This window comes from Streptomyces cylindrosporus (assembly GCF_022698165.1).
GTDB classification, from domain to species: domain Bacteria; phylum Actinomycetota; class Actinomycetes; order Streptomycetales; family Streptomycetaceae; genus Streptomyces; species Streptomyces cylindrosporus.
Genome location: NZ_JALDAY010000001.1, coordinates 738,794 through 757,971, shown reverse-complemented (window position 1 = coordinate 757,971; position 19,178 = coordinate 738,794). Strand labels below are relative to the sequence as shown.

The window sequence follows — 19,178 nt, the reverse complement described above, 5'->3', positions numbered from 1 at the left end:
CTTTGACCTCCCCTTGGGATCTGTTTTAGGCCACCGTGATCGGTCCGTGCTCATACAGCGTCCATGAGAGCTGAATCACCGCATGGGCGGGTATCACCCAGGTAAGCCTTAGGTAAGTTAGGCGAGCCTCACCATCCTTGCGTGAGCCCCGACACGCGATTTTTCGCCAGCCCTTGAGCCGCTTGGAGCCCGAATGCGAGCCGCCAGACTCACCGTTGTCACCGCCGTCGCCACCGCGGCGGCCCTGACCGCCGTCACGGGCTGCACCGAGAAGAGCAAGGGCGACGGCGACGCCGCGATCAAGGTGACCGCCGCCGACGCCAAGTGCGAGACCTCGACCAAGTCGGTGCCGGCCGGCCAGGTCACCCTGAACATCGAGAACACGGGCTCCAAGGCGACCGAGGTCGAGATCCTCTTCCCGGACGACCGGATCGTCTCCGAGAAGGAGAACATCGGGTCCGGTACGAAGTACACGCTCACCGCCGAGGTGAAGGCCGGCGAGTACGAGATCGCCTGCCGGCCCGGCATGAAGGGCCACGGCGTCCGGCAGAAGCTGACCGTCACCGGCTCCGGCGCGGTCGCCAAGCGCAACCCGAAGCTGGACAAGGCCGTCGCCGAGTACCGCGAGTACGCGCAGGAGCAGGCCGACGCGACCATCCCGAAGGTCGAGACGTTCGTGAAGGCGATCAAGGCCGGCGACCTCAAGGCCGCCCAGGACGCCTACGCCCCCTCCCGGGTCGGCTGGGAGCGCACCGAGCCGATCGCCGAGTCCTTCGGCGACATCGACCCGAAGACCGACACCCGCGCCGACGGCCTGGAGAAGGGCCAGAAGTGGACCGGCTGGCACGCGCTGGAGAAGGCGCTGTGGCAGGACAAGAAGATCGGCGCCGACCAGAAGACGCTCGCCGACCAGTTGCTCACCGACCTGAAGGACTGGCAGAAGCGGGTCGGCAAGGCCGTGATCACGCCGACCTCGATGGCCAACGGCGCCAAGGAGCTGCTCGACGAGGTCGCCACCGGCAAGGTCACCGGCGAGGAGGACCGCTACTCGCACACCGACCTGTCCGACTTCAAGGCCAACGTCGAGGGCGCGCAGAAGGCGTACGAGCTGCTCAAGCCGGTCGCGCAGACCAACGACAAGGCGCTGACGACCGAGCTGGACAAGCAGTTCGCGGCGCTGGACACGACGCTCGACAAGTACCGCACGGACAAGACCTCCGACGGCTTCGTGTCGTACGACAAGGTCACCGAGGAGCAGCGCAAGGAGCTCTCGGACGCGGTGAACGCGCTCGCGGAGCCGCTGTCCAAGCTCGCCGCCGCCGTCGTGAAGTAGGGACGGACACACCATGACGGACACCCAGGAAGCCGCCACCCCCGAGGCCGCCGACTCCCAGGCGCCCTCCCGGCGTTCGCTGCTCGGCTGGGGCGGTGCCGGGCTCGCGCTCGGCGCCGCCGCGGCCGGTGGCGCGGTCGCGATGGCCCGTGTCGGCAACGACGTGGATCCGACCGCCGCCGAGACCGGGGCCGCGGTCGCCTTCCACGGCGCCAACCAGGCCGGCATCGCCACGCCGGTGCAGGACAGGCTGCACTTCGCCGCGTTCGACGTGCAGACCGACGACCGCGCCGAGTTCGTGCGGATGCTGAAGGACTGGACGGCCGCCGCGCGCCGGATGACGGCCGGGAAGGCGGTCGGGGAGGGCGCGTACGGCGGTCTCGCCGAGGCCCCGCCGGACGACACCGGTGAGGCGCTGGGCCTCAAGCCCTCGCGGCTGACGCTGACGATCGGCTTCGGGCCGTCGCTCTTCGAGAAGTTCGGTCTGAAGGACCAGCGGCCCGAGGCGCTCGTCGACCTCCCGCAGTTCCCCGGCGACGCGCTCGACAAGACCCGCACCGGCGGCGACCTGTGCATCCAGGCCTGCGCGGACGACCCGCAGGTCGCGGTGCACGCGATCCGCAACCTGGCCCGCATCGGCTTCGGCAAGGTCGTCATCCGCTGGTCGCAGCTCGGCTTCGGCAAGACCTCGTCGACCACTCCGGACGCGCAGACCCCGCGCAACCTGATGGGCTTCAAGGACGGCACCCGCAACATCGCGGGCACCGAGACGGACCGCCTGAAGAAGTTCGTGTGGGTCGGCGACGGCGACGGACCGGAGTGGATGACCGGTGGCTCGTATCTCGTGGCCCGGCGCATCCGGATGCACATCGAGACCTGGGACCGGACCTCGCTGCAGGAGCAGGAGGACATCTTCGGCCGGGACAAGGGCGAGGGCGCGCCGGTCGGCAAGGCCAAGGAGCACGACGCGCCGTTCCTGAAGGCGATGAAGCCGGACGCGCACGTGCGGCTCGCGCACCCCGACTCCAACAACGGGATCACGATCCTGCGCCGCGGCTACTCCTTCACCGACGGCACCGACGGCCTCGGCCGCCTGGAGGCGGGCCTGTTCTTCCTCGCCTACCAGCGCGACGTGCGCAAGGGGTTCATCCCGCTCCAGCGCAGCCTGTCGGCGAAGGACGCGCTCAACGAGTACATCCAGCACGTGGGTTCGGCCGTGTTCGCCGTGCCGCCGGGCGTCCGCGACAAGGACGACTGGTGGGGCAGCACGCTGTTCTCCAAGGAGGCGTGAGACGTGTTCTCCAACTACCTGATCGGTCTGCGCGAGGGCCTGGAAGCCAGCCTGGTCGTCTGCATCCTGATCGCCTACCTGGTCAAGACCGGCCGCAGGGACGCCATCCGGCCCATCTGGATCGGCATCTCCGTCGCCGTCCTGATCGCGATGGGCTTCGGCTGCGTCCTCGAATTCGGCTCCCAGGAGCTGACGTTCCAGGCGCAGGAGGCGCTCGGCGGTTCCCTGTCGGTCGTCGCGGTCGGCCTGGTGACGTGGATGGTCTTCTGGATGCGGCGCACCGCCCGGCACCTGAAGGCGGAGCTGCACGGCAAGCTGGACGCGGCCCTCGCGATGGGCACGGGCGCCCTGGTCGCCACCGCCTTCCTCGCGGTCGGCCGGGAAGGCCTGGAGACGGCCCTGTTCGTGTGGGCGTCCGTGCACGCGGCCAGCGACGGCACCCCGCGCCCGCTGGTCGGCGTCGCCCTGGGCCTCGCCACGGCGGTCTTCCTGGGCTGGCTGTTCTACCGCGGCGCCCTGAAGATCAACCTCGCGAAGTTCTTCACCTGGACCGGCGCCATGCTGGTCGTGGTCGCGGCGGGCGTGCTGGCGTACGGCTTCCACGACCTCCAGGAGGCCGACTGGATCCCCGGCCTGACGAAGCTGGCCTTCGACATCAGCGACACCATCCCGCCGGACAGCTGGTACGGGACGCTGCTGAAGGGCGTGTTCAACTTCCAGCCGGACCCGACGGTGCTTCAGGTCACGGTGTGGCTGCTGTACCTGATCCCGACGCTCGCGCTCTTCTTCGCCCCGGTAGGGTTCGCCTCCGGGAAGGGGAAGGTGAAGGCACCTGATGAGCAGGGATCGCGGCCCTCGAAGGCTCCGCAGGCTTGACCGAAGGGTACTGATAGCGGCCTCGGTGACCGCATTGTCGTTGACGGCGAGCGGTTGCGTGGTGGTGCACGGCGAGCGCGAGGTGCTCCCGGCCTCCACGCGCGCCGAGGCCGCGAAGGCGCTCCGGCAGTTCACGGCCGCGTACAACAAGGCCGACAAGGCGTACGACACCTCGCTGGACGCCGACCATGTCACCGGCGCCCTCGGTGACATCGACGCGGCGCGGCTGAAGGCCGGCCACGCCAACAGCCCGAGCGGCAATGCCTCGTACACACCGCTGAAGCTGACCGACGCGACGTTCACGATCCCGAAGAAGGCGGGCTGGCCCCGCTGGTTCGTGGCGGAGGCGAAGGGCAACAAGGGCGGTGCCAACGCGCGTTGGCTGCTGGTGTTCACCCGCAACCGTCTCGCGGAGCCCTGGCAGGTGGCGTATCTGACGCTGATCCCGGCCGGTTCGCTGCCGAAGGTGCACAAGGACAAGGACGGCTGGGCCGAGGCCGTACCGGCGAACTCCACCGAACTCGCCGTCCCGCCCGCGGACTTGAGCAAGGACTACACGACGTATCTGAGGACCGGCGAGGGGAAGCTCTTCGCCGCGGGCCCGTACACCGACCAGTGGCGGGCGGCGCGCGCGAAGTCCGCCAAGAAGCCGGGCCTGGTCACCCAGTACATCGACGAGCCGGTCGGCGGCGGTGACTACGCGCCGCTGGCGCTGCGCACGGAGGACGGCGGGGCGCTGGTGTTCTTCGCCAGCCGCCGCTACGCGAAGCAGACGGCCGCGGCGGGCGCCTCGATCCCCACGCAGAACGCCTTCGTGCAGGCGCTGACCAAGGGCGAGGTCAAGCAGTCGTTCACGATGGAGTTCATGTCGAACGGGGTGGCCCTGGTGCCGAAGCAGGGCCAGGTGTCGATGCTCGCCCGCCTTGAGGGCCTCACCTCGGCGACGGGCTCCTAGGAGACGCTCAGTGGCGCAGGGGCCAGGCCGCGCTCGCGTGGTCGGGCTCCTCGCCGGCGTACCGGGCGCAGGCGTCGGTGAGGGTCTCCAGCAGGCTCAGCGGGTCCGGCAGCGGGTGTTCGGGGCCGCGCACCCAGTGCACGCCCTGGTCCCCCGGCAGCCGGGCGGGCGGTACGAGGACGTACGACCCCCGGCAGTGCCAGCGCAGTCCGGGGTGCTCGTCCATGGTCTCGGGGTGGCAGTCCAGCTCGCAGGGCCACCACTCGTCCTCGTCCTCGGGCGTACCGCGGGTGAGGGTGAAGAACAGCAGCCGGCCGTCGTCGCTCTCGGCGACGGGCCCGACCTCGATCCCGGCCCCGAGCAGCCGCTCCAGCGCCTCGCGCCCCGCCTCCAGCGGCAGGTCCAGCACGTCGTGCACCATGCCGGTCGCGGTGATGAAGTTGGCCTGCGGCTGGTGGCGGGCCCAGCGCTCGATCTGGGCGCGGTCGGTGGTGGACTGCGTCTGCCAGGCGAACGAGACCGGGTGCCGGGCCGGGGTGGGACAGCCCACCCGGTCGCAGGAGCAGCGGTAGCCCGGAGCGGGGTGGGCGGCGGGCGCGAGCGGCAGCCCGGCACCCGCGGCGGCCAGCAGCAGGGCCTCACGACCGCCGTCGTCGGCGGCCTCCTTCGGCCGGCGTCCGCGCAGCCACTGGGAGAGTTTGCCCTGCAGGCCGGTCCGGCCGCCCAAATCCGCGCTCATCTACCCCTCGCCTCGCTGTCGTGCGGAACAGCATGCCCTATGGTCCCACCTTCCTCGGCCCCGGGGGGCCGGAGCGGGACAACAGGGGGCAGGTGGGACAGTGACAGCGCTCACCTCGGGGCGAGCCCGCCGAGCGCGTAGTCGACGAGGGTGTCCGTGTACTCGTACGAGATCGGCCCGGTGTGCTGCAGCCAGCGCTGGGCGAGCGGGGAGACGAAGAGTTCGAGCGCGATGCGCGGATCGAGCTCGGGGCGGACCTGGCCTGCTTCCTGGGCGGAGCGCAGCCGGTCGACGTAGAGCTGGAGCTGCGGTTCGAGCAGCTTGGCGACGGACTCCCGGCCGAGCTGCTCGTTGACGAGCCCCTCGGCGGCCAGGGCGCGGGACGGCACCTCGAACCTGGGGTCCTTCAACTGGTCGACGGTGACCCGCAGCACGGCCTTGAGGTCGGCGGCCAGGTCTCCGGTGTCCGGGATGGCGTACGGCTCCTGTCCCGCCTCCCGCGCCGCCTGTGCGCTGAGGTCGAGGAACGCCTCCAGGAGTACGTCCGCCTTGGACCCCCACCACCGGTAGATCGTCTGCTTGCCCACGCCGGCGCGGGCGGCGATCCCCTCGACGGTCGTCTTCGGATACCCGACCTCTCCGACGAGCGCGAGGGCGGCGTCGTAGATGGCACGCCGGGACCTCTCGCTGCGGCGGCTGGAGTCGGGGGCGGGCTTCTTGACCATGGTCCGACGGTACCGTTCGGCGTTCCGCGACCGCTTCGCCGCTACGGCTCCTGCGGGTACGGCGGCCAGGCGTCTCCCCAGGCCGCGTCGCGCGCGGCCTTGTAGAGATCGCCGTGGCGTTTGGTGACGGTGGTGCGGCGGAGCTGTTCGTCGGCCTCGCACAGGTCGAGGAGGACCTGCCCCTTGCGGATCTGCGGGCGCCGGACCACGCGGGCGGGGGCCGGCGTGACGGGCAGGCGGGTGGCGGCGACGTAGCTGAACTTCTCGTCCTCGTAAGGGAGCGAGCCGCCCTTGACCTGCCGGTGCAGGGAGGAGCGGCCGACCCGCACGGAGAAGTGGCACCAGTCCGTGCCGGGCACGATCGGGCAGGCGGCGCTGTGCGGGCAGGGCGCGGCGACGCGGAAGCCGGCGCGGATCAGCCGGTCGCGTGCCTCGATGACCCGTTGGTACCCGGCGGGTGTGCCGGCCTCCACGATCACCACGCTCTGTGCGGCGGCCGCGGCGGCGTCGACGAGGGCGGCGCGGTCGGGCTCGGTGAGTTCGTTGAGGACGTAGGAGACGGTGACGAGATCGGTGCTCTCGATGGTGAGCGCCGCTCCGATCCGAGAGCGCTGCCAACGGGCGCCGTCCAGTGCGGGGTTGGCGGAGGCGAGTTCCCTGCCGAGGGCGAGGGCGGGCTCGGCCCAGTCCAGCACGGTGACGCCGCGGGTGCCGGTCCAGGTGTCGGTGACGGCCCAGGTGGCGGCGCCGGTGCCGCCGCCGACGTCGGTGTGGCTGCCGGGCACCCACCCGGGCACGGCGTCGGCGAACGCCGCGAGCGCCGACCGCACGGCCTCGAAGGTCGCGGGCATGCGATAGGCGGCGTAGGCGACGACGTCGGCCCGGTCGCGCAGGATCGGGGCGTCGGTGGGGGTGGCGCCCCGGTAGCTGGCGATGAGCCGCTCGACGGCCGAGGCGGCCTGCTTGGGCGGGAGTCCGTCGAGGAGACCGGCGAGGGCGGAGCGGAGGGTCTCGGCCGGGGGTGCGGGGGCGTTCACCGTGGGATTCTCTCAGGTTCTGGTGAGGGGTCCGATACCTCTCACCGCTCTTGCCAGGTGCGTTGCCGCTGTGGCTCTCGGCGCGCTGTCGGCCCGCCGCCGCACCGGATGCACCGTGTTCGCCAGCAGGACGAGGAACGTGTCCGTCCCCGGGTCCAGCACCACGGACGTCCCCGTGAACCCCGTGTGCCCCGCCGCCCCCTTCCCCGCCAACTCCCCCATGAACCAGGCCTGATCCACGGCGAACCCCAGCCCGGGCGGGGTCAGCAGCAGCTCCACGAAGTCCGGGCCGAGGATCCGCGCGGGCCCGTACGAGCCCCCCGCCAGCAGCGTCCGGCAGAACACGGCCATGTCCCGCCCGGTCGAGAACAGCCCCGCGTGCCCGGCCACTCCCCCGAGCGCCCACGCGTTCTCGTCGTGCACGACCCCCCGCACCATCCCCCGGTCCGCCTTCGCCCAGGGACGGCGCTGGTCCTCCGTCGCCGCCGCCCCCGGACACGGCCCGAAGTCCGTCGACGTCATCCCCAGCGGCCTGGTGATCCCGTCGTGGATGAGCACGTCCAGCGTCCGCCCGGTGATCCGCTCCAGCACGAACTGGAGCAGCAGCATGTTCAGGTCCGAGTACGTGTACGTCCCCGGCACCCCCACCGGCACCTCCGCCCGCAGCCGCGCCATCCGCTCCGCGTCGTCGGCACAGTCGTACAGCGGGAGTTCGGGCCGCAGCCCCGAGGTGTGCGTGAGCAGCTGCCGCACGGTCACCCCGTGCCGCGCCGCCGCCCGGAAGTCCGGCAGATACGCCCCCACCAGCGCGTCGATCCCCAGTGTGCCCCGCTCGATCTGCTGCACCGCGGCGACGGAGGTGAACAGCTTGGTCAGGGAGGCCAGGTCGAAGGGCGTGCCGACCGTCATCGGCACCCGGGACTCCTCCGGCAGCTCCACCCCCGCGTCGGCCTCCGCGTCGTACGCGGAGTACCGCACGGCCCACCCCGCCGCCTCCTCGACGGCGATCACGGGCCCGCGTCCGGCGACCACGACGGTGCCCGCGGCCCAGGGCCGCTTCCCGGTGGTGAGGTCGTGGACCTCCTGGACGAGGTGGCGGAGTTCGCCGGGATCGAGCCCGGCCCGTTCCGCGGTGTCGCTGCGCAGTTTCGGTGCGCTCAGTTCTCTGCTCCCTCCGCACTCGCACGTGCGTTCCAAGGACGGCACATTCCCATGAAGCAGCCCAGTGCCACCAGTGCTGCCGCCAGTTGGACGACGGCCATCGGGACGGCGGAGTGCTCGCCGGCTGTCCCGACCAGGGGTGAGGCGACGGCGCCGATGAGGAACGAGGACGTGCCGAGCAGCGCGGAGGCGGAGCCGGCGGAGTGCTTGGTGCGCATGAGGGCGAGGGCCTGGGCGTTGGGAAGGGTGACGCCCATGGCCGACATCAGGACGAACAACGCGGCGGCGACGGGCACGAGCCCGGCCTCGCCGAAGGCACCGGTGGCCATCAGGAGGAGGGCGGTGGCGGCGGCGATGACGATCGCGAGCCCCACCCCCAGCACCTTCTCCAGGCGGACCCGCCCGACCAGCACCTTGCCGTTGAGCTGGCCGACGGCGACCAGTCCGACCGAGTTCAGTCCGAACAGCAGGCTGAAGGTCTGCGGGGAGGCGCCGTAGATCTCCTGGATCACGAAGGGCGAGGCCGATATGTAGGCGAACAGCGCGGCGAAGGCGAAGCCGCCCGCGAGCATGAACCCGGTGAAGGGCAGGTCGGCCAGCAGCCGCCGCATGGAGTGCAGCGCCTCGCCCACTCCCCCACCGTGCCGCTCGGCCGATGGCAGCGTCTCGGGCAGCTTCGCCCACACCACCCCGCCCAGCAGCAGCCCGACGACGGTCAGCACGGCGAACACGCCCCGCCAGTCCGTCACCCGCAGGATCTGCCCGCCGATCAGCGGCGCGACGATCGGGGCGACCCCGGAGATCAGCATCAGGGTGGAGAAGAAGCGGGCCATCGCCACCCCGTCGTACAGATCGCGTACGACGGCCCGGGCGATCACTATCCCGGCCGCGCCCGCGAGGCCCTGCGCCAGCCGGAAGGCGACCAGGAACTCGACGTTCGGCGCGAACGCGCACAGGGCGGTGGCGACGACGTACACCGCGAGGCCGGTGAGCAGCGGGCGGCGGCGTCCCCAGCGGTCGCTCATCGGGCCGACCACCAGTTGCCCGAGCGCCATGCCGAGCAGGCAGGCGGTGAGGGTGAGCTGGACGGTGGCGGCGGGGGCGTGCAGGGAGCGGGTGACCTCCGGCAGGGAGGGCAGGTACATGTCCATCGCCAGCGGTGGCGTGGCGGTGAGGCCGCCGAGGATCAGCGTGACGAGCAGACCGGTACCGCGGACGGCACGGCCGACCGCCGGTTCCGCTTCCGCCCCGGCCATCTGCGCCATGCGCGGTGTCGATGCCCCTTGCTCGGGCATGCGCCCCTCCCTTTCCGTTCGATACGCCGCCTATGCTCTCAGCTCGTACACAGAGCCGAGGGTCGCATGAGCGAGGGTGGGGCGGGGATGGCTGTGGACAACCACACGACTGTGGATACCGGGACGGCGACGGAGGCCGCCGCGGCCACGGCCAAGGTGCGCTGGGGCGTCCTCGCGACCGGCGGGATCGCCGCCGCCTTCACGGCGGACCTCGTGGACCTGCCCGACGCCGAGGTGGTGGCGGTGGCCTCGCGGACCGAGGCCTCGGCGAAGGCCTTCGCGGAACGCTTCGGGATCGAGCGCGCCTACGGCGACTGGGGCGCCCTGGCCGAGGACGCGGACATCGATGTCGTGTACGTCGCCACCCCGCACTCGGCGCACCGGGCGGCCGCCGGCCTGTGCCTGGAGGCGGGGCGGAACGTGCTGTGCGAGAAGGCGTTCACACTGAACGCGCGCGAGGCGGAGGAACTCGTCGCGCTGGCGCGGGGACGCGGGAGCTTCCTGATGGAAGCGATGTGGATGTACTGCAACCCGCTGATCCGGCGGCTCAAGGACCTCGTCGACGGCGGGGCGATCGGCGAAGTGCGCAGTGTGCAGGCCGACTTCGGGCTGGCCGGCCCCTTCCCGCCCAGCCACCGGCTGCGGGACCCGCAGCAGGGCGGCGGCTCGCTGCTGGACCTCGGCGTGTACCCGGTGTCGTTCGCGCAGCTGCTGCTCGGGGAGCCCGCGGAGATCTCGGCGAGAGCAGCGCTCTCGGAAGAGGGCGTCGATCTCCAGACGGGAGCACTGCTCTCCTGGGAGAGCGGTGCTCTCGCTTCGGTGCACTGCTCCATCGTCGGCGGTACGGCGACCTCGGCGTCCGTCACCGGCTCCGAGGGCCGCATCGACATCCCGTACGGATTCTTCTTCCCGGACCACTTCGTGCTGCACCGGGACGGCCGCGACCCCGAGGAGTTCGCCGCCGACCCGGCGGACGGGCCCCGCAACAGCCTGCGGCACGAGGCCCGCGAGGTGATGCGCGCCCTGCGGGCCGGCGAGACCGAGTCCCCGCTGGTCCCGCTCGACGGCACCCTCGCGGTGATGCGCACGCTGGACACGATCCGGGAGCAGATCGGAGTGCGCTACCCGGGCGAGGACGCCGCCCGGGTGGAGCGGGTCACACCGGCCTGAGCCCCGGCGCGCCCGCCTCCGTCACGAAGGACGCGGCCGTGGTGACCGGGGCGCCGGGCCTGGTGACGTACGGCACGGTCCGGAAGTCGGCCCGCGCCTGTGTGCGGTCCAGGGTGACCTTCACGTAGCCGCGGCGGCCGTCGTAGAGCTTCATGTGCGGGTTGGCGGCCGTATAGGTCGCCCAGTTCGAGGGCTTCTGGGTGCCGTCCTGGCCGCTGGCGATCGACGTGGCGACGATCTCGGTGCCGAGGGTGCGCGAGGCGGGGTCGTCGAAGTCGTCCTTGATGTCGAAGGCGTACGCGACGTGCACATCGCCGCTGAGCACCATCAGGTTGGCGATCCCGGCCGCCTTGGCGCCGTCCAGGACGCGGCGGCGCGAGGCGGGGTAGCCGTCCCAGGCGTCCATGGAGACCTGGGCGACGGGGTTGAGGTCCATCTTCCGCTGGGAGAAGCAGACCTGCTGGGCCATGAGGTTCCACAGCGCCGTCGAGGTGCGCCAGCCGTCGAGCAGCCAGGCCTCCTGCGCGGCTCCGGTGATGGTGCGCGCCGGGTCCTCGGACTCGGGGCCGGGGACGTGCTTGCCGTCGCCGTAGGCCTGGTCGGAGCGGTACTGGCGGGTGTCGAGCACGTCGAACCGGGCGAGCGTGCCCCACTGCAGGCGCCGGTAGAGCTGCATGTCCGCGCCGTTCGGCAGCTGGGCGGCGCGCAGGGGCTGGTTCTCCCAGTAGGCGCGGTAGGCGGCGGCGCGGCGCAGCAGGAACTGCTCGGGCGGGTCGCCGTTCTCGGAGACGGCGCCGGCGTAGTTGTTCTCGGTCTCGTGGTCGTCGAAGGCGACGACGAAGGGGTGCATGGCGTGCGCGGCCCGCAGGTCGGCGTCGGTCTTGTAGAGGGCGTAGCGCAGGCGGTAGTCCTCCAGGGTCGTCGTCTCGTGGCCGTAGAGCGCCGGGAGGGTGCGGTCGGTGTACTTGCGGGCGCCGCCCGCGGGGTCGACCGCGTACTCGTACATGTAGTCCCCGAGGTGGAGGACGAGGTCGACGTCCTCGGCGGCGAGGTGGCGGTGGGCGGTGAAGTAGCCGTCCTGGTAGGCCTGGCAGGAGACGGCGGCGAAGGAGAGCGCGGCGGCCGCGGTGCCGGCGGCGGGCGCGGTGCGAGTGCGGCCGGTCTCGCTGAGCCAGGTGCCGGTGCGGAAGCGGTAGTGGTAGACGCAGCCGGGTTCCAGGCCCTCGGCCTCGACGTGCACGGTGTGGTGGAACTCGGGGTGCGCGGTGGCGGTGCCCTTGGCGGCGAGCACGGCGAAGGTCTCGTCCAGGGCGAGTTCCCAGTCGACGTCGACGCGTTCGGCGGGCAGTCCGCCGTCGGGCTGGTAGGGGGCGGGCGCGAGCCGGGTCCACAGCACCACCGAGGTGGGCTGGGGATCGCCCGAGGCGACGCCGAGCGTGAAGGGGTCGCTGTCGATGCGGGCCGCGTCGAGTTCGGCGGCGGCCGCGGCGCCGGTGGCCGGCAGGTCGACGGCGAAGGCGAGCGCGGCGGCCGCGGCCGTGAGGCTCATGAAGCGGCGGCGGCCGACACGGCGCGCGGCGGCACGGAGCTGCGGTGCGTGCCCCTGCGGCCTGGCTGAGCTGATGATCATCCTGTCCTCCCGTCACATTTCAGGGAGGAGCGGGCGGCCGGGCCGGGGACGACACGCGCCTGGGGGCACGCAACACCCGGATGGTGGACGGGGTGTTCCGCATCGCGGAGTCTCACTTACGCTGCGGGCCCATGAACACCAAGAACGCGAAGATCGCCGTGGTGACCGGGGCCGGCTCCGGCATCGGACGCGCCGTCGCCGTGGAGCTGCTGGACGCGGGCTGGTCCGTGGCACTGGCCGGCCGGCGTCCCGAGACGCTCGCGGAGACGGCGGCACTGGGTCCCGACGGCGCCTGTCTCGCCGTACGCACCGACGTCTCGAAGCCGGAGGACGTCGCCGCGCTGTTCGCCGCCGCCGTGGAGCGGTTCGGGCGGGTGGACCTGCTGTTCAACAACGCGGGGACGTTCGGGCCCGGCGGGGTGCCCGTCGAGGAGCTGCCGTACGAGGCCTGGCGGCATGTGGTGGACACCAACCTCAACGGGGCGTTCCTGTGCGCGCAGGCGGCCTTCCGGCAGATGAAGGCGCAGGATCCGCGGGGCGGACGGATCATCAACAACGGTTCCATCTCGGCGCACACGCCCCGGCCGCTCTCCGTCGCCTACACCTCGACCAAGCACGCGCTGACCGGCCTCACCAAGTCGCTGTCGCTGGACGGGCGGGCGTACGGCATCGCGGTCGGGCAGATCGACATCGGCAACGCGGCCACCGACATGACCGCGCGGATGGAGACCGGGGCCTTGCAGGCCAACGGCGAGATCGCGCCGGAACCGGTGATGGACGTGGCCGATGTCGCGCGCACCGTGCGGCACATGGCCGAGCTGCCGCTGGAGGCGAACGTGCAGTTCGCGACGGTGATGGCCACGGCGATGCCCTACATCGGGCGCGGCTGACTCAACTTGCACAAGCGGAATTTGAGCATCCGGACCATTGCGGCCGGTCGCGGGCCTATGCTCAAATCTCCTCCACAAGAGCTTCACACTTGGAGTAGTGGAGTTCCGCAGTCCGTAGTACCCGCTGGCCAAACCGAGGGGGGAGGCGGCAGCCGTTCCACCGCACCGGGTGGGGGTGGATCTCGCGTGGGACCGCGAGGTACGCACCGGTGCACGGAACGGCTGCCGCGAGGGTCAATCCGCCTGCCCGGGCCGGTCCTTTCGCCGTCTGCGCAGCGCCCACGCCCCGCCCGCCAGCAGCGCGACCGTGCCGCCGGCGCCCTCCAGCAGCCGCCACGGCGAGGGATCGCCCGAGGACGCCGAACCCGGGGCGCCGGCCGCCGCGGTCGCCGCCTTCCCGGTCGGCGTCGCCTTCGCCCCGCCCTCGCTCAGCGGCTCGACCAGGGTGCCGACCGCCTTGGCCGAACTCCCCTTCCCGAAGCCCCAGTCGAGCAGCGCGGCGGTCTCCTCGTAGACGGCGTTGTAGCCGCTCTTGGGGTGCATGACCGTGACCAGCAGGGTGCGGCCGCCGCGGGTGGCCGCACCGGTGAAGGTGTTGCCGGCGTTGCTGGTGTAACCGTTCTTGACACCGATGAGTCCCTCGTACGTCTTCACACCCCACGCGCCGGTGAGCAGGCGGTCGGTGTTCTGGATCTGGAAGGTCTTCCTGCCGCCGGCCGGGAAGTCCGCGGTCCTGGTGTGGCAGTACTCGCGGAAGTCGGCGCTCTTGAGCCCGTGCCGGGCGAAGAGGGTGAGGTCGTAGGCGGAGGAGAGCTGGCCCTTGTGGTCGAAGCCGTCGGGGCTGACGACATGGGTGTCGAGGGCCTGGAGGTCCTCGGCCCTGGCCTGCATCTCGGCGACGGTCTTGGCGATCCCGCCGTTCATGTGGGACAGGACGTGCACGGCGTCGTTGCCGGAGCGCAGGAAGACGCCCTGCCACAGCTGCTCGACGGTGTAGGTGATCCCGGGCTTGATGCCGACCAGGCTGGAGCCGGAGGGTACGTCGGCGATCTCGGCGTCGACGACCTTGTGCCGCTCGGTCCGGTCGAACTTCTTCAGCACCGTGTCGGCGAACAGCATCTTCAGCGTGGAGGCGGGCGCGAGCCGCTTGTGCGCGTTGAAAGAGGCGAGGACCTCTCCACTGTCGCTGTCGGCCACGAGCCAGGCGGCGGCGGTGAGCTTCTTGGGCAGCCCTGTGCCCTGAATTCCGGCACGCGCGAGACGGGCACCGCCGATGACGGTGGTCGCGTGGGCGGGGGTCGCCGCGGCAAGCGGAATCGCGGCGGCGGCAAGGCCGAAAGCGGCACGCCGGGAGAGCGGAGAGGAACCGTGCATCCCGGGACCGTACTGCATCCTCCTGGGCGCCACTCAACAGGGGTTTCCTGGCAGCAGCCCCTCCGCAGGTTAGGAATTGCCTGTCTTACGAAAATTTGAAGTCATACCCCGCTTTCTCAGCTCTGACACATCCTTTACTCAGTGCGACTCAAAGGTTTCTCCATAGTTTGTGGCCGCGCCCACAGCGGGCGCCAAGAACCTTCGAGGAACGGGATGTTTGGCATCTATCTCAAGCGCGAACTGGGCCGCAGAAAGAAGGCGGCTCTGGTCATCGCACTGGGTCTGGCGCTCGGTATCGCGCTGGTCATCACCGTCAACTCGGTGTCGGCCGGCATGACTCAGGCTCAGGACAAGGTCCTCAAGTCGCTCTACGGTCTCGGCACCGACATGACCGTGACCAAGGCACAGTCGGCGCCCAAGGCCGGCAGCTCGCAGGGCCCGAACTTCAAGTTCGACGCCAAGTCGAGCAGCAAGACCACCCAGAGCTCGGACCGGGTGATGACCCAGGGTGGTCAGGCCCTGGCGTCCTCGCTGGTCACCAAGGTCGCGGCGCAGAAGGGCGTGGCCGAGGCAGTGGGCGCGATCACGCTGAACGTCACCAAGGTCGACGGCTCCTTCACCCAGGGCAAGGCGCAGAGCTCGACGAGCGGCAGCAGCCAGCAGCAGGGCGGCCCCGGCGGCGGCACCGGCAGCAGCAGCGGCGGCCAGCCGCAGGTCCAGGGCGGCGGCGCCAACTTCAGCGTCAACTCCTACTCGGTGGCCGGCATCGACGTCACCAACCAGGACCTCGGCCCGCTCGCCACCTCCAAGATCACCTCGGGCAAGACGTTCACGGCCTCGCAGACCGACGCGAAGGTCGCGGTGATCAGCAAGTCGTACGCCAAGTCGAAGAAGTACAAGGTCGGTTCGACCTTCAAGATCTCCGGCACCAAGTTCACCGTCATCGGCATCGCGACGCCCGACAGCAGCGAGTCCACCACCGACGTCTTCATCCCGCTGAAGCAGGCGCAGACGCTGGGCGACTCGAAGAACAAGGTCACCACGATCTACGTCAAGGCGACCGACTCCAAGCAGATCTCGACGGTCAAGAAGACCATCCAGAAGAACATCTCCGGTACGACGGTCACCACCTCCGCCGACCTGGCCTCCACCGTCTCCGGCTCCCTCTCCACCGCCTCCAACCTGGCGACCAGCGTCGGCAAGTGGCTGTCCATCGCGGTGCTGGCCGCGGCCTTCCTGGTGGCGGCGCTGCTGACCTCCTCGGCGGTGTCCCGCCGGGTGCGTGAGTTCGGCACCCTGAAGGCGCTCGGCTGGCCCAGCCGCAAGGTGACCCGGCAGGTCGTCGGCGAGTCCATGGTCAACGGCCTGATCGGCGGCGGCCTCGGTATCGCCCTGGGCCTGGCGGCCGCCTACGCGGTCACCGCGATCAGCCCGAAGCTGACCGCGCAGCTCGGCAACACCGGTGGCGGCGGTGGCATGGGCGGCGGGCCCGGCGGTGGCGGCCCCGGCCAGCAGTCGGCCTCCAGCACGATGGAGATCGCCCTCTCCGCCCCGGTCTCCCTCACCACCATCGCGCTCGCGGTGGGCCTGGCGGTCACCGGCGGCCTGATCGCCGGCGCGATGGGCGGCTGGCGCGCCTCCCGCATGCGCCCGGCCGACGCCCTGCGCAGCGTCTCGTAACCCCCCTTGTGCCGGGGCGCCGCCTCCGATTCCCCCCGGGACGCGGCGCCCCACCCCTCTTCTCCTTCTTCAGTTCTTCTTCAGCCACGGAGATCCCATGTACAGACTCACCGGCGTCACCAAGCGGTACACGCGGGGCAAGGAGACGGTCGAGGCGCTGCGCGGCATCGACCTCACCATCGAGGACGGCGACCAGCTCGTCATCCAGGGCCCCACGGGTGGCGGCAAGTCCACCCTGCTGCAGATGATCGGCGGCCTGGACCGTCCGACCGAGGGCAGCGTCGAGCTGGACGGCGTGGACCTCGCGCGCATCAGCGAGACCAAGCTGACCCGGGTGCGTGCCGAGAACATCGGCATCATCTTCCAGTCCTTCAACCTCATCCCGACGCTCACCGCCCAGGAGAACGTCGAGACGGCCCTGGTCCCGCTGGGCGTGAAGCCGGCGGAACGGCGGGAGCGGGCCGCGGAGGCACTGCGGTCCGTCGGCCTCGGCGAGCGCCTCGGACACGCGCCCGCCGAGCTCTCCGGCGGCCAGCAGCAGCGCGTCGCGATCGCCCGCGCGCTGGTCAAGAAGCCGAAGGTGCTGCTCGCCGACGAGCCCACCGGCAACCTCGACGAGGGCACCCGCGACGACATCATGGCGCTGCTGGAGGGGCTGTGGCGCGAGCACGGGCTGACCTTCATCATGGTCACCCACGACTCGTCCATCGCCCGGCGCGCGCCGCGGCTGGCGACGATCAAGGCGGGGCAGCTGACGGTGACCGAGCAGCAGCCTTCTTACGGCGGGCAGCAGCAGTACGCGCAGTACGGCAATCAGGGCGGCTACTAGTCGTTCGGCCGCGGGTGTGTGGGGGCTGGTCGCGCCCACGCGGCGGAGCCGCAAATCGATACAGCCCCGCGCCCCTTGGGTGGGGCCGGTCACCGTTGGAGGATTTGGTCGATCTCGGTCAACTGGTCGGCGGTGAGCGGCCCCTTTTCTATGGCACCGGCGTTCTGCTCCGCCTGCGCGACCGAGCGGAAGCCCGGGATCGGGATCGTGCGCGGGCTGCGGGCCCACAGCCAGGCCAGGGCGCCCTGGGCGGGTGTGCGGCCGTCGGAGGTGAGGATGTCGCGGAGGGCGTCGACCCTCGCGAGCCAGGCCGCGTCGGCGCCGGCGCCCTGCTTGAAGCCCGGCAGCCAGGCGGGCGGGGTGTTGCGGATGTCCCCGGCCTCCAGGGTCCGCCCCGCCGCCTGCTTGCCGGTGAGCAACCCCATCGCGAGCGGGCTGCGGTTGATGCTGGCGAGCCCCAACTCCTCGCACAGCGCGAACATTTCGGGCGCGTCCTGCAGCACGTTCGCCGCGTGCTGCACGGCCGCGCAGTGCTCACCTTGCGCGAACACGGCGGCCCGCGCGGGATCGTCGGTGCTCCAGGCGTACGCGCGGATCAGCCCCTCGCCCACCAACTCCTCGCAGACGTCCCGGAGTTCGGCGGCGCGCTCCGGGTCGGCGTCGGAGATGTGCAGCTGGTAGAGGTCGACGTGATCGGTGTCGAGGCGCTTCAGCGACGCGGCCAGCGCCCGGCGGACGTACCCCGGGGAGTCGTCCTTGCCGATGCTGGTGCGGGTCTCCTCGTCGAAGACGTTGCCCCACTTGGTGGCGATCACGACATCGGCGCGGCGCTTGCCGAGCGCCCGGCCGAGGACGCGTTCGCTGTGTCCGGTGCCGTAGGTGTCGGCCGTGTCGAAGAAGGTCACGCCGAGGTCGAGGGCGCGGCGCACCGCCCGTACGGACTCGTCGTCGTCGACCTTGCCCCAGCCGAGGGGCTGTCCGTCGGTGTTCTGCCACTCGCCGCCGATGGCCCAGCAGCCGAAGCCGAGAGCGCTGACCTCGATACCGCTGCGACCCAGGGTCCTGTTGGTCTCCATGCCGTAGACGCTAGGAGTTGGAGCGCACGCGAAGACAAGACCGAAGACAAGACCTTTGCCGCCGTTACGACGGTCAGGCCTGCCCGGTCTCGAAGCGGGAGATCCTGCCGTCGTCCGCGACCGTGAAGGCCCAGCGGGTGCGCATCTCGCCCCAGGTGTCGTTGCGGTAGTTGGCGACGAGGGCGCGGCCGCCCTGGGACTCGTTGGCCACGTCCAGGTGGCCGTTGGAGGAGAAGATCTCCCGGTCGATCCACTCGTCGAGGTCCCGGTCGGAGCCGTCGTCCGACATCGTCGCGTCGTCCGTGAGCAGCGACATGAACGCGTCGCGGTCATGGGCGTTGACGGCGGTGACGAACGCGCGCACGGCCGGGTCGCTGAGTTTGGCTGGCTGAATCGTCATGCCAGCAGATTCACACCGCTCCCCGGGCCCCGCCACCCGAACGGCGGCGCGAACCCGTCCCGGGGGTGTCGACGGTGCGACGGTGGATACGCGGAGGGGACTGTTCCTGTTCTTCTGTCTCTGTCTTTCGTGGGAGTCGTCGTGAGTGCTTACAACCGACATGACCTGGGTCTGCTGCTGCTCCGGCTGGGTACCGGCGGGGTGCTGGCCGCGCACGGCGCGCAGAAGCTGCTCGGCTGGTTCGGGGGGCACGGGATCGAGGGGACCGGCCAGTTCATGGAGTCCGTCGGGTACGCGCCCGGAAAGGCGAGCGCGACGACGGCGGGCCTCGCGGAGCTGGGCGGCGGCACGCTGCTGGCGCTGGGCCTGGCCACCCCGGCGGCGGGCGCCGCCGCGGCCGGCGCGATGGCGGGCGCGTCCGCGGTGCACGCGCCCAACGGCTTCTTCAACCAGGAGGGCGGCTTCGAGTACGCGGCCACCCTGGGCCTGGCCGCCGCCGGCCTCGCGGTCACCGGCCCCGGCCGGCTCTCCCTCGACCACGCGCTCGGCCATGTCCTCGACCGCGGCTGGATGGTCCCGGCGGCGCTCGGCGCGACGGCGGCGGTGACGGCGATGGTGGTCGGGGCGCGGAACCGGCGGCTGGACAAGCCGGAACTGGACGACGCGGCGGACCAGTTCGACTCGCAGGAGGCGCTGTTCGGGGAGTGAGTCCTTTTT

Annotated in this window: 18 protein-coding genes; 9 read left to right on the top strand and 9 right to left on the bottom strand. The window is 71.2% G+C overall.

From position 1 onward, the window contains the following. Positions 1-193: 193 nt before the first annotated feature. From efeO to MQP27_RS03345, 4 genes are read left to right on the top strand one after another with little or no spacing between them, the layout of a single operon-like run. A complete protein-coding gene (efeO, locus tag MQP27_RS03360; protein WP_242760714.1) occupies positions 194-1,333 on the top strand; it encodes an iron uptake system protein EfeO in 1,140 nt (379 codons plus the stop codon). 13 nt (positions 1,334-1,346) lie between these two features. After that, positions 1,347-2,624: an iron uptake transporter deferrochelatase/peroxidase subunit gene (efeB, locus tag MQP27_RS03355; protein WP_242760713.1), complete on the top strand. Its 1,278-nt coding sequence runs from the start codon at positions 1,347-1,349 to the stop codon at positions 2,622-2,624. A gap of 3 nt (positions 2,625-2,627) precedes the next feature. Beyond that, positions 2,628-3,500 (top strand): iron uptake transporter permease EfeU, encoded by an 873-nt coding sequence (gene efeU, locus MQP27_RS03350; protein ID WP_242760712.1) that lies wholly within the window; start codon positions 2,628-2,630, stop codon positions 3,498-3,500. Then, entirely contained in the window at positions 3,460-4,455 is a 996-nt protein-coding gene (locus tag MQP27_RS03345; protein ID WP_242760711.1) for an SCO2278 family lipoprotein, read from the top strand. The genes efeU and MQP27_RS03345 overlap by 41 nt, the downstream gene beginning before the upstream one ends. Before the next feature lie 7 nt (positions 4,456-4,462). Here the strand turns inward: MQP27_RS03345 and MQP27_RS03340 are convergent, their stop codons facing one another. The 5 genes from MQP27_RS03340 to MQP27_RS03320 form a co-directional block, all read right to left on the bottom strand. Beyond that, positions 4,463-5,194 (bottom strand): bifunctional DNA primase/polymerase, encoded by a 732-nt coding sequence (locus MQP27_RS03340; protein WP_242760710.1) that lies wholly within the window; start codon positions 5,192-5,194, stop codon positions 4,463-4,465. A gap of 110 nt (positions 5,195-5,304) precedes the next feature. After that, positions 5,305-5,919 carry a TetR/AcrR family transcriptional regulator gene (locus tag MQP27_RS03335; protein ID WP_242760706.1) on the bottom strand — a complete coding sequence of 205 codons (615 nt, stop codon included), beginning with the start codon at positions 5,917-5,919 and terminating at the stop codon, positions 5,305-5,307. Between the two features lie 41 nt (positions 5,920-5,960). Then, on the bottom strand, positions 5,961-6,956 hold the full coding sequence (locus MQP27_RS03330; RefSeq protein WP_242760704.1) for a small ribosomal subunit Rsm22 family protein: 996 nt from the start codon (positions 6,954-6,956) through the stop codon (positions 5,961-5,963). A gap of 12 nt (positions 6,957-6,968) precedes the next feature. Next, positions 6,969-8,162: a serine hydrolase domain-containing protein gene (locus MQP27_RS03325; RefSeq protein WP_242760702.1), complete on the bottom strand. Its 1,194-nt coding sequence runs from the start codon at positions 8,160-8,162 to the stop codon at positions 6,969-6,971. Then, a complete protein-coding gene (locus MQP27_RS03320; RefSeq protein ID WP_242760700.1) occupies positions 8,114-9,412 on the bottom strand; it encodes a multidrug effflux MFS transporter in 1,299 nt (432 codons plus the stop codon). Before MQP27_RS03320 ends, MQP27_RS03325 begins: the two co-directional genes overlap by 49 nt. 87 nt (positions 9,413-9,499) lie before the next feature. Here MQP27_RS03320 and MQP27_RS03315 point away from each other — a divergent pair, with 87 nt between their 5' ends. After that, a complete protein-coding gene (locus MQP27_RS03315; RefSeq protein ID WP_242760698.1) occupies positions 9,500-10,582 on the top strand; it encodes a Gfo/Idh/MocA family protein in 1,083 nt (360 codons plus the stop codon). On the opposite strand, the gene MQP27_RS03310 is transcribed toward MQP27_RS03315, so the two are convergent. After that, the gene (locus MQP27_RS03310; protein WP_242760696.1) at positions 10,569-12,212 is read right to left on the bottom strand and encodes an alkaline phosphatase D family protein; all 1,644 of its coding nucleotides are present in this window, start codon (positions 12,210-12,212) and stop codon (positions 10,569-10,571) included. The two genes, MQP27_RS03315 and MQP27_RS03310, sit on opposite strands and share 14 nt — an antisense overlap. 131 nt (positions 12,213-12,343) lie before the next feature. Between MQP27_RS03310 and MQP27_RS03305 the strand changes: the two genes are divergently transcribed. Next, positions 12,344-13,102, top strand: coding sequence for an SDR family oxidoreductase (locus MQP27_RS03305; protein ID WP_242760682.1), 759 nt, complete (start codon positions 12,344-12,346; stop codon positions 13,100-13,102). 234 nt (positions 13,103-13,336) lie between these two features. On the opposite strand, the gene MQP27_RS03300 is transcribed toward MQP27_RS03305, so the two are convergent. Beyond that, positions 13,337-14,476, bottom strand: a complete 1,140-nt coding sequence (locus MQP27_RS03300) for a D-alanyl-D-alanine carboxypeptidase family protein (protein ID WP_242760680.1) — start codon at positions 14,474-14,476, stop codon at positions 13,337-13,339. A 213-nt stretch (positions 14,477-14,689) separates the two neighbouring features. On the opposite strand from MQP27_RS03300, the gene MQP27_RS03295 reads away from it, so the two are divergent. Together MQP27_RS03295 and MQP27_RS03290 are read left to right on the top strand one after the other, a co-directional pair. After that, positions 14,690-16,156 (top strand): ABC transporter permease, encoded by a 1,467-nt coding sequence (locus MQP27_RS03295; RefSeq protein WP_242760673.1) that lies wholly within the window; start codon positions 14,690-14,692, stop codon positions 16,154-16,156. A 97-nt stretch (positions 16,157-16,253) separates the two neighbouring features. Next, the gene (locus MQP27_RS03290) at positions 16,254-16,985 is read left to right on the top strand and encodes an ABC transporter ATP-binding protein (protein ID WP_242760671.1); all 732 of its coding nucleotides are present in this window, start codon (positions 16,254-16,256) and stop codon (positions 16,983-16,985) included. Between the two features lie 89 nt (positions 16,986-17,074). Here the strand turns inward: MQP27_RS03290 and MQP27_RS03285 are convergent, their stop codons facing one another. Both MQP27_RS03285 and MQP27_RS03280 read right to left on the bottom strand, forming a co-directional pair. Next, positions 17,075-18,061: an aldo/keto reductase gene (locus MQP27_RS03285; protein ID WP_242760669.1), complete on the bottom strand. Its 987-nt coding sequence runs from the start codon at positions 18,059-18,061 to the stop codon at positions 17,075-17,077. A gap of 73 nt (positions 18,062-18,134) precedes the next feature. After that, on the bottom strand, positions 18,135-18,461 hold the full coding sequence (locus MQP27_RS03280) for a nuclear transport factor 2-like protein (protein WP_242760667.1): 327 nt from the start codon (positions 18,459-18,461) through the stop codon (positions 18,135-18,137). A 141-nt stretch (positions 18,462-18,602) separates the two neighbouring features. Between MQP27_RS03280 and MQP27_RS03275 the strand changes: the two genes are divergently transcribed. Next, positions 18,603-19,169 (top strand): DoxX family membrane protein, encoded by a 567-nt coding sequence (locus MQP27_RS03275; RefSeq protein WP_242760665.1) that lies wholly within the window; start codon positions 18,603-18,605, stop codon positions 19,167-19,169. Positions 19,170-19,178 lie beyond the last annotated feature (9 nt).

Excerpts from the sequence above, each read along its gene's own strand:
- efeO (WP_242760714.1), top strand. The coding sequence starts at position 194 with ATGCGAGCCGCCAGACTCACCGTTGTCACCGCCGTCGCCACCGCGGCG.
- efeB (WP_242760713.1), top strand. The coding sequence starts at position 1,347 with ATGACGGACACCCAGGAAGCCGCCACCCCCGAGGCCGCCGACTCCCAG.
- MQP27_RS03345 (WP_242760711.1), top strand. The coding sequence starts at position 3,460 with ATGAGCAGGGATCGCGGCCCTCGAAGGCTCCGCAGGCTTGACCGAAGG.
- MQP27_RS03340 (WP_242760710.1), bottom strand. The coding sequence starts at position 5,194 with ATGAGCGCGGATTTGGGCGGCCGGACCGGCCTGCAGGGCAAACTCTCC.
- MQP27_RS03335 (WP_242760706.1), bottom strand. The coding sequence starts at position 5,919 with ATGGTCAAGAAGCCCGCCCCCGACTCCAGCCGCCGCAGCGAGAGGTCC.
- MQP27_RS03320 (WP_242760700.1), bottom strand. The coding sequence starts at position 9,412 with ATGCCCGAGCAAGGGGCATCGACACCGCGCATGGCGCAGATGGCCGGG.
- MQP27_RS03315 (WP_242760698.1), top strand. The coding sequence starts at position 9,500 with ATGGCTGTGGACAACCACACGACTGTGGATACCGGGACGGCGACGGAG.
- MQP27_RS03310 (WP_242760696.1), bottom strand. The coding sequence starts at position 12,212 with ATGATCATCAGCTCAGCCAGGCCGCAGGGGCACGCACCGCAGCTCCGT.
- MQP27_RS03305 (WP_242760682.1), top strand. The coding sequence starts at position 12,344 with ATGAACACCAAGAACGCGAAGATCGCCGTGGTGACCGGGGCCGGCTCC.
- MQP27_RS03300 (WP_242760680.1), bottom strand. The coding sequence starts at position 14,476 with ATGCACGGTTCCTCTCCGCTCTCCCGGCGTGCCGCTTTCGGCCTTGCC.
- MQP27_RS03295 (WP_242760673.1), top strand. The coding sequence starts at position 14,690 with ATGTTTGGCATCTATCTCAAGCGCGAACTGGGCCGCAGAAAGAAGGCG.
- MQP27_RS03290 (WP_242760671.1), top strand. The coding sequence starts at position 16,254 with ATGTACAGACTCACCGGCGTCACCAAGCGGTACACGCGGGGCAAGGAG.
- MQP27_RS03285 (WP_242760669.1), bottom strand. The coding sequence starts at position 18,061 with ATGGAGACCAACAGGACCCTGGGTCGCAGCGGTATCGAGGTCAGCGCT.
- MQP27_RS03280 (WP_242760667.1), bottom strand. The coding sequence starts at position 18,461 with ATGACGATTCAGCCAGCCAAACTCAGCGACCCGGCCGTGCGCGCGTTC.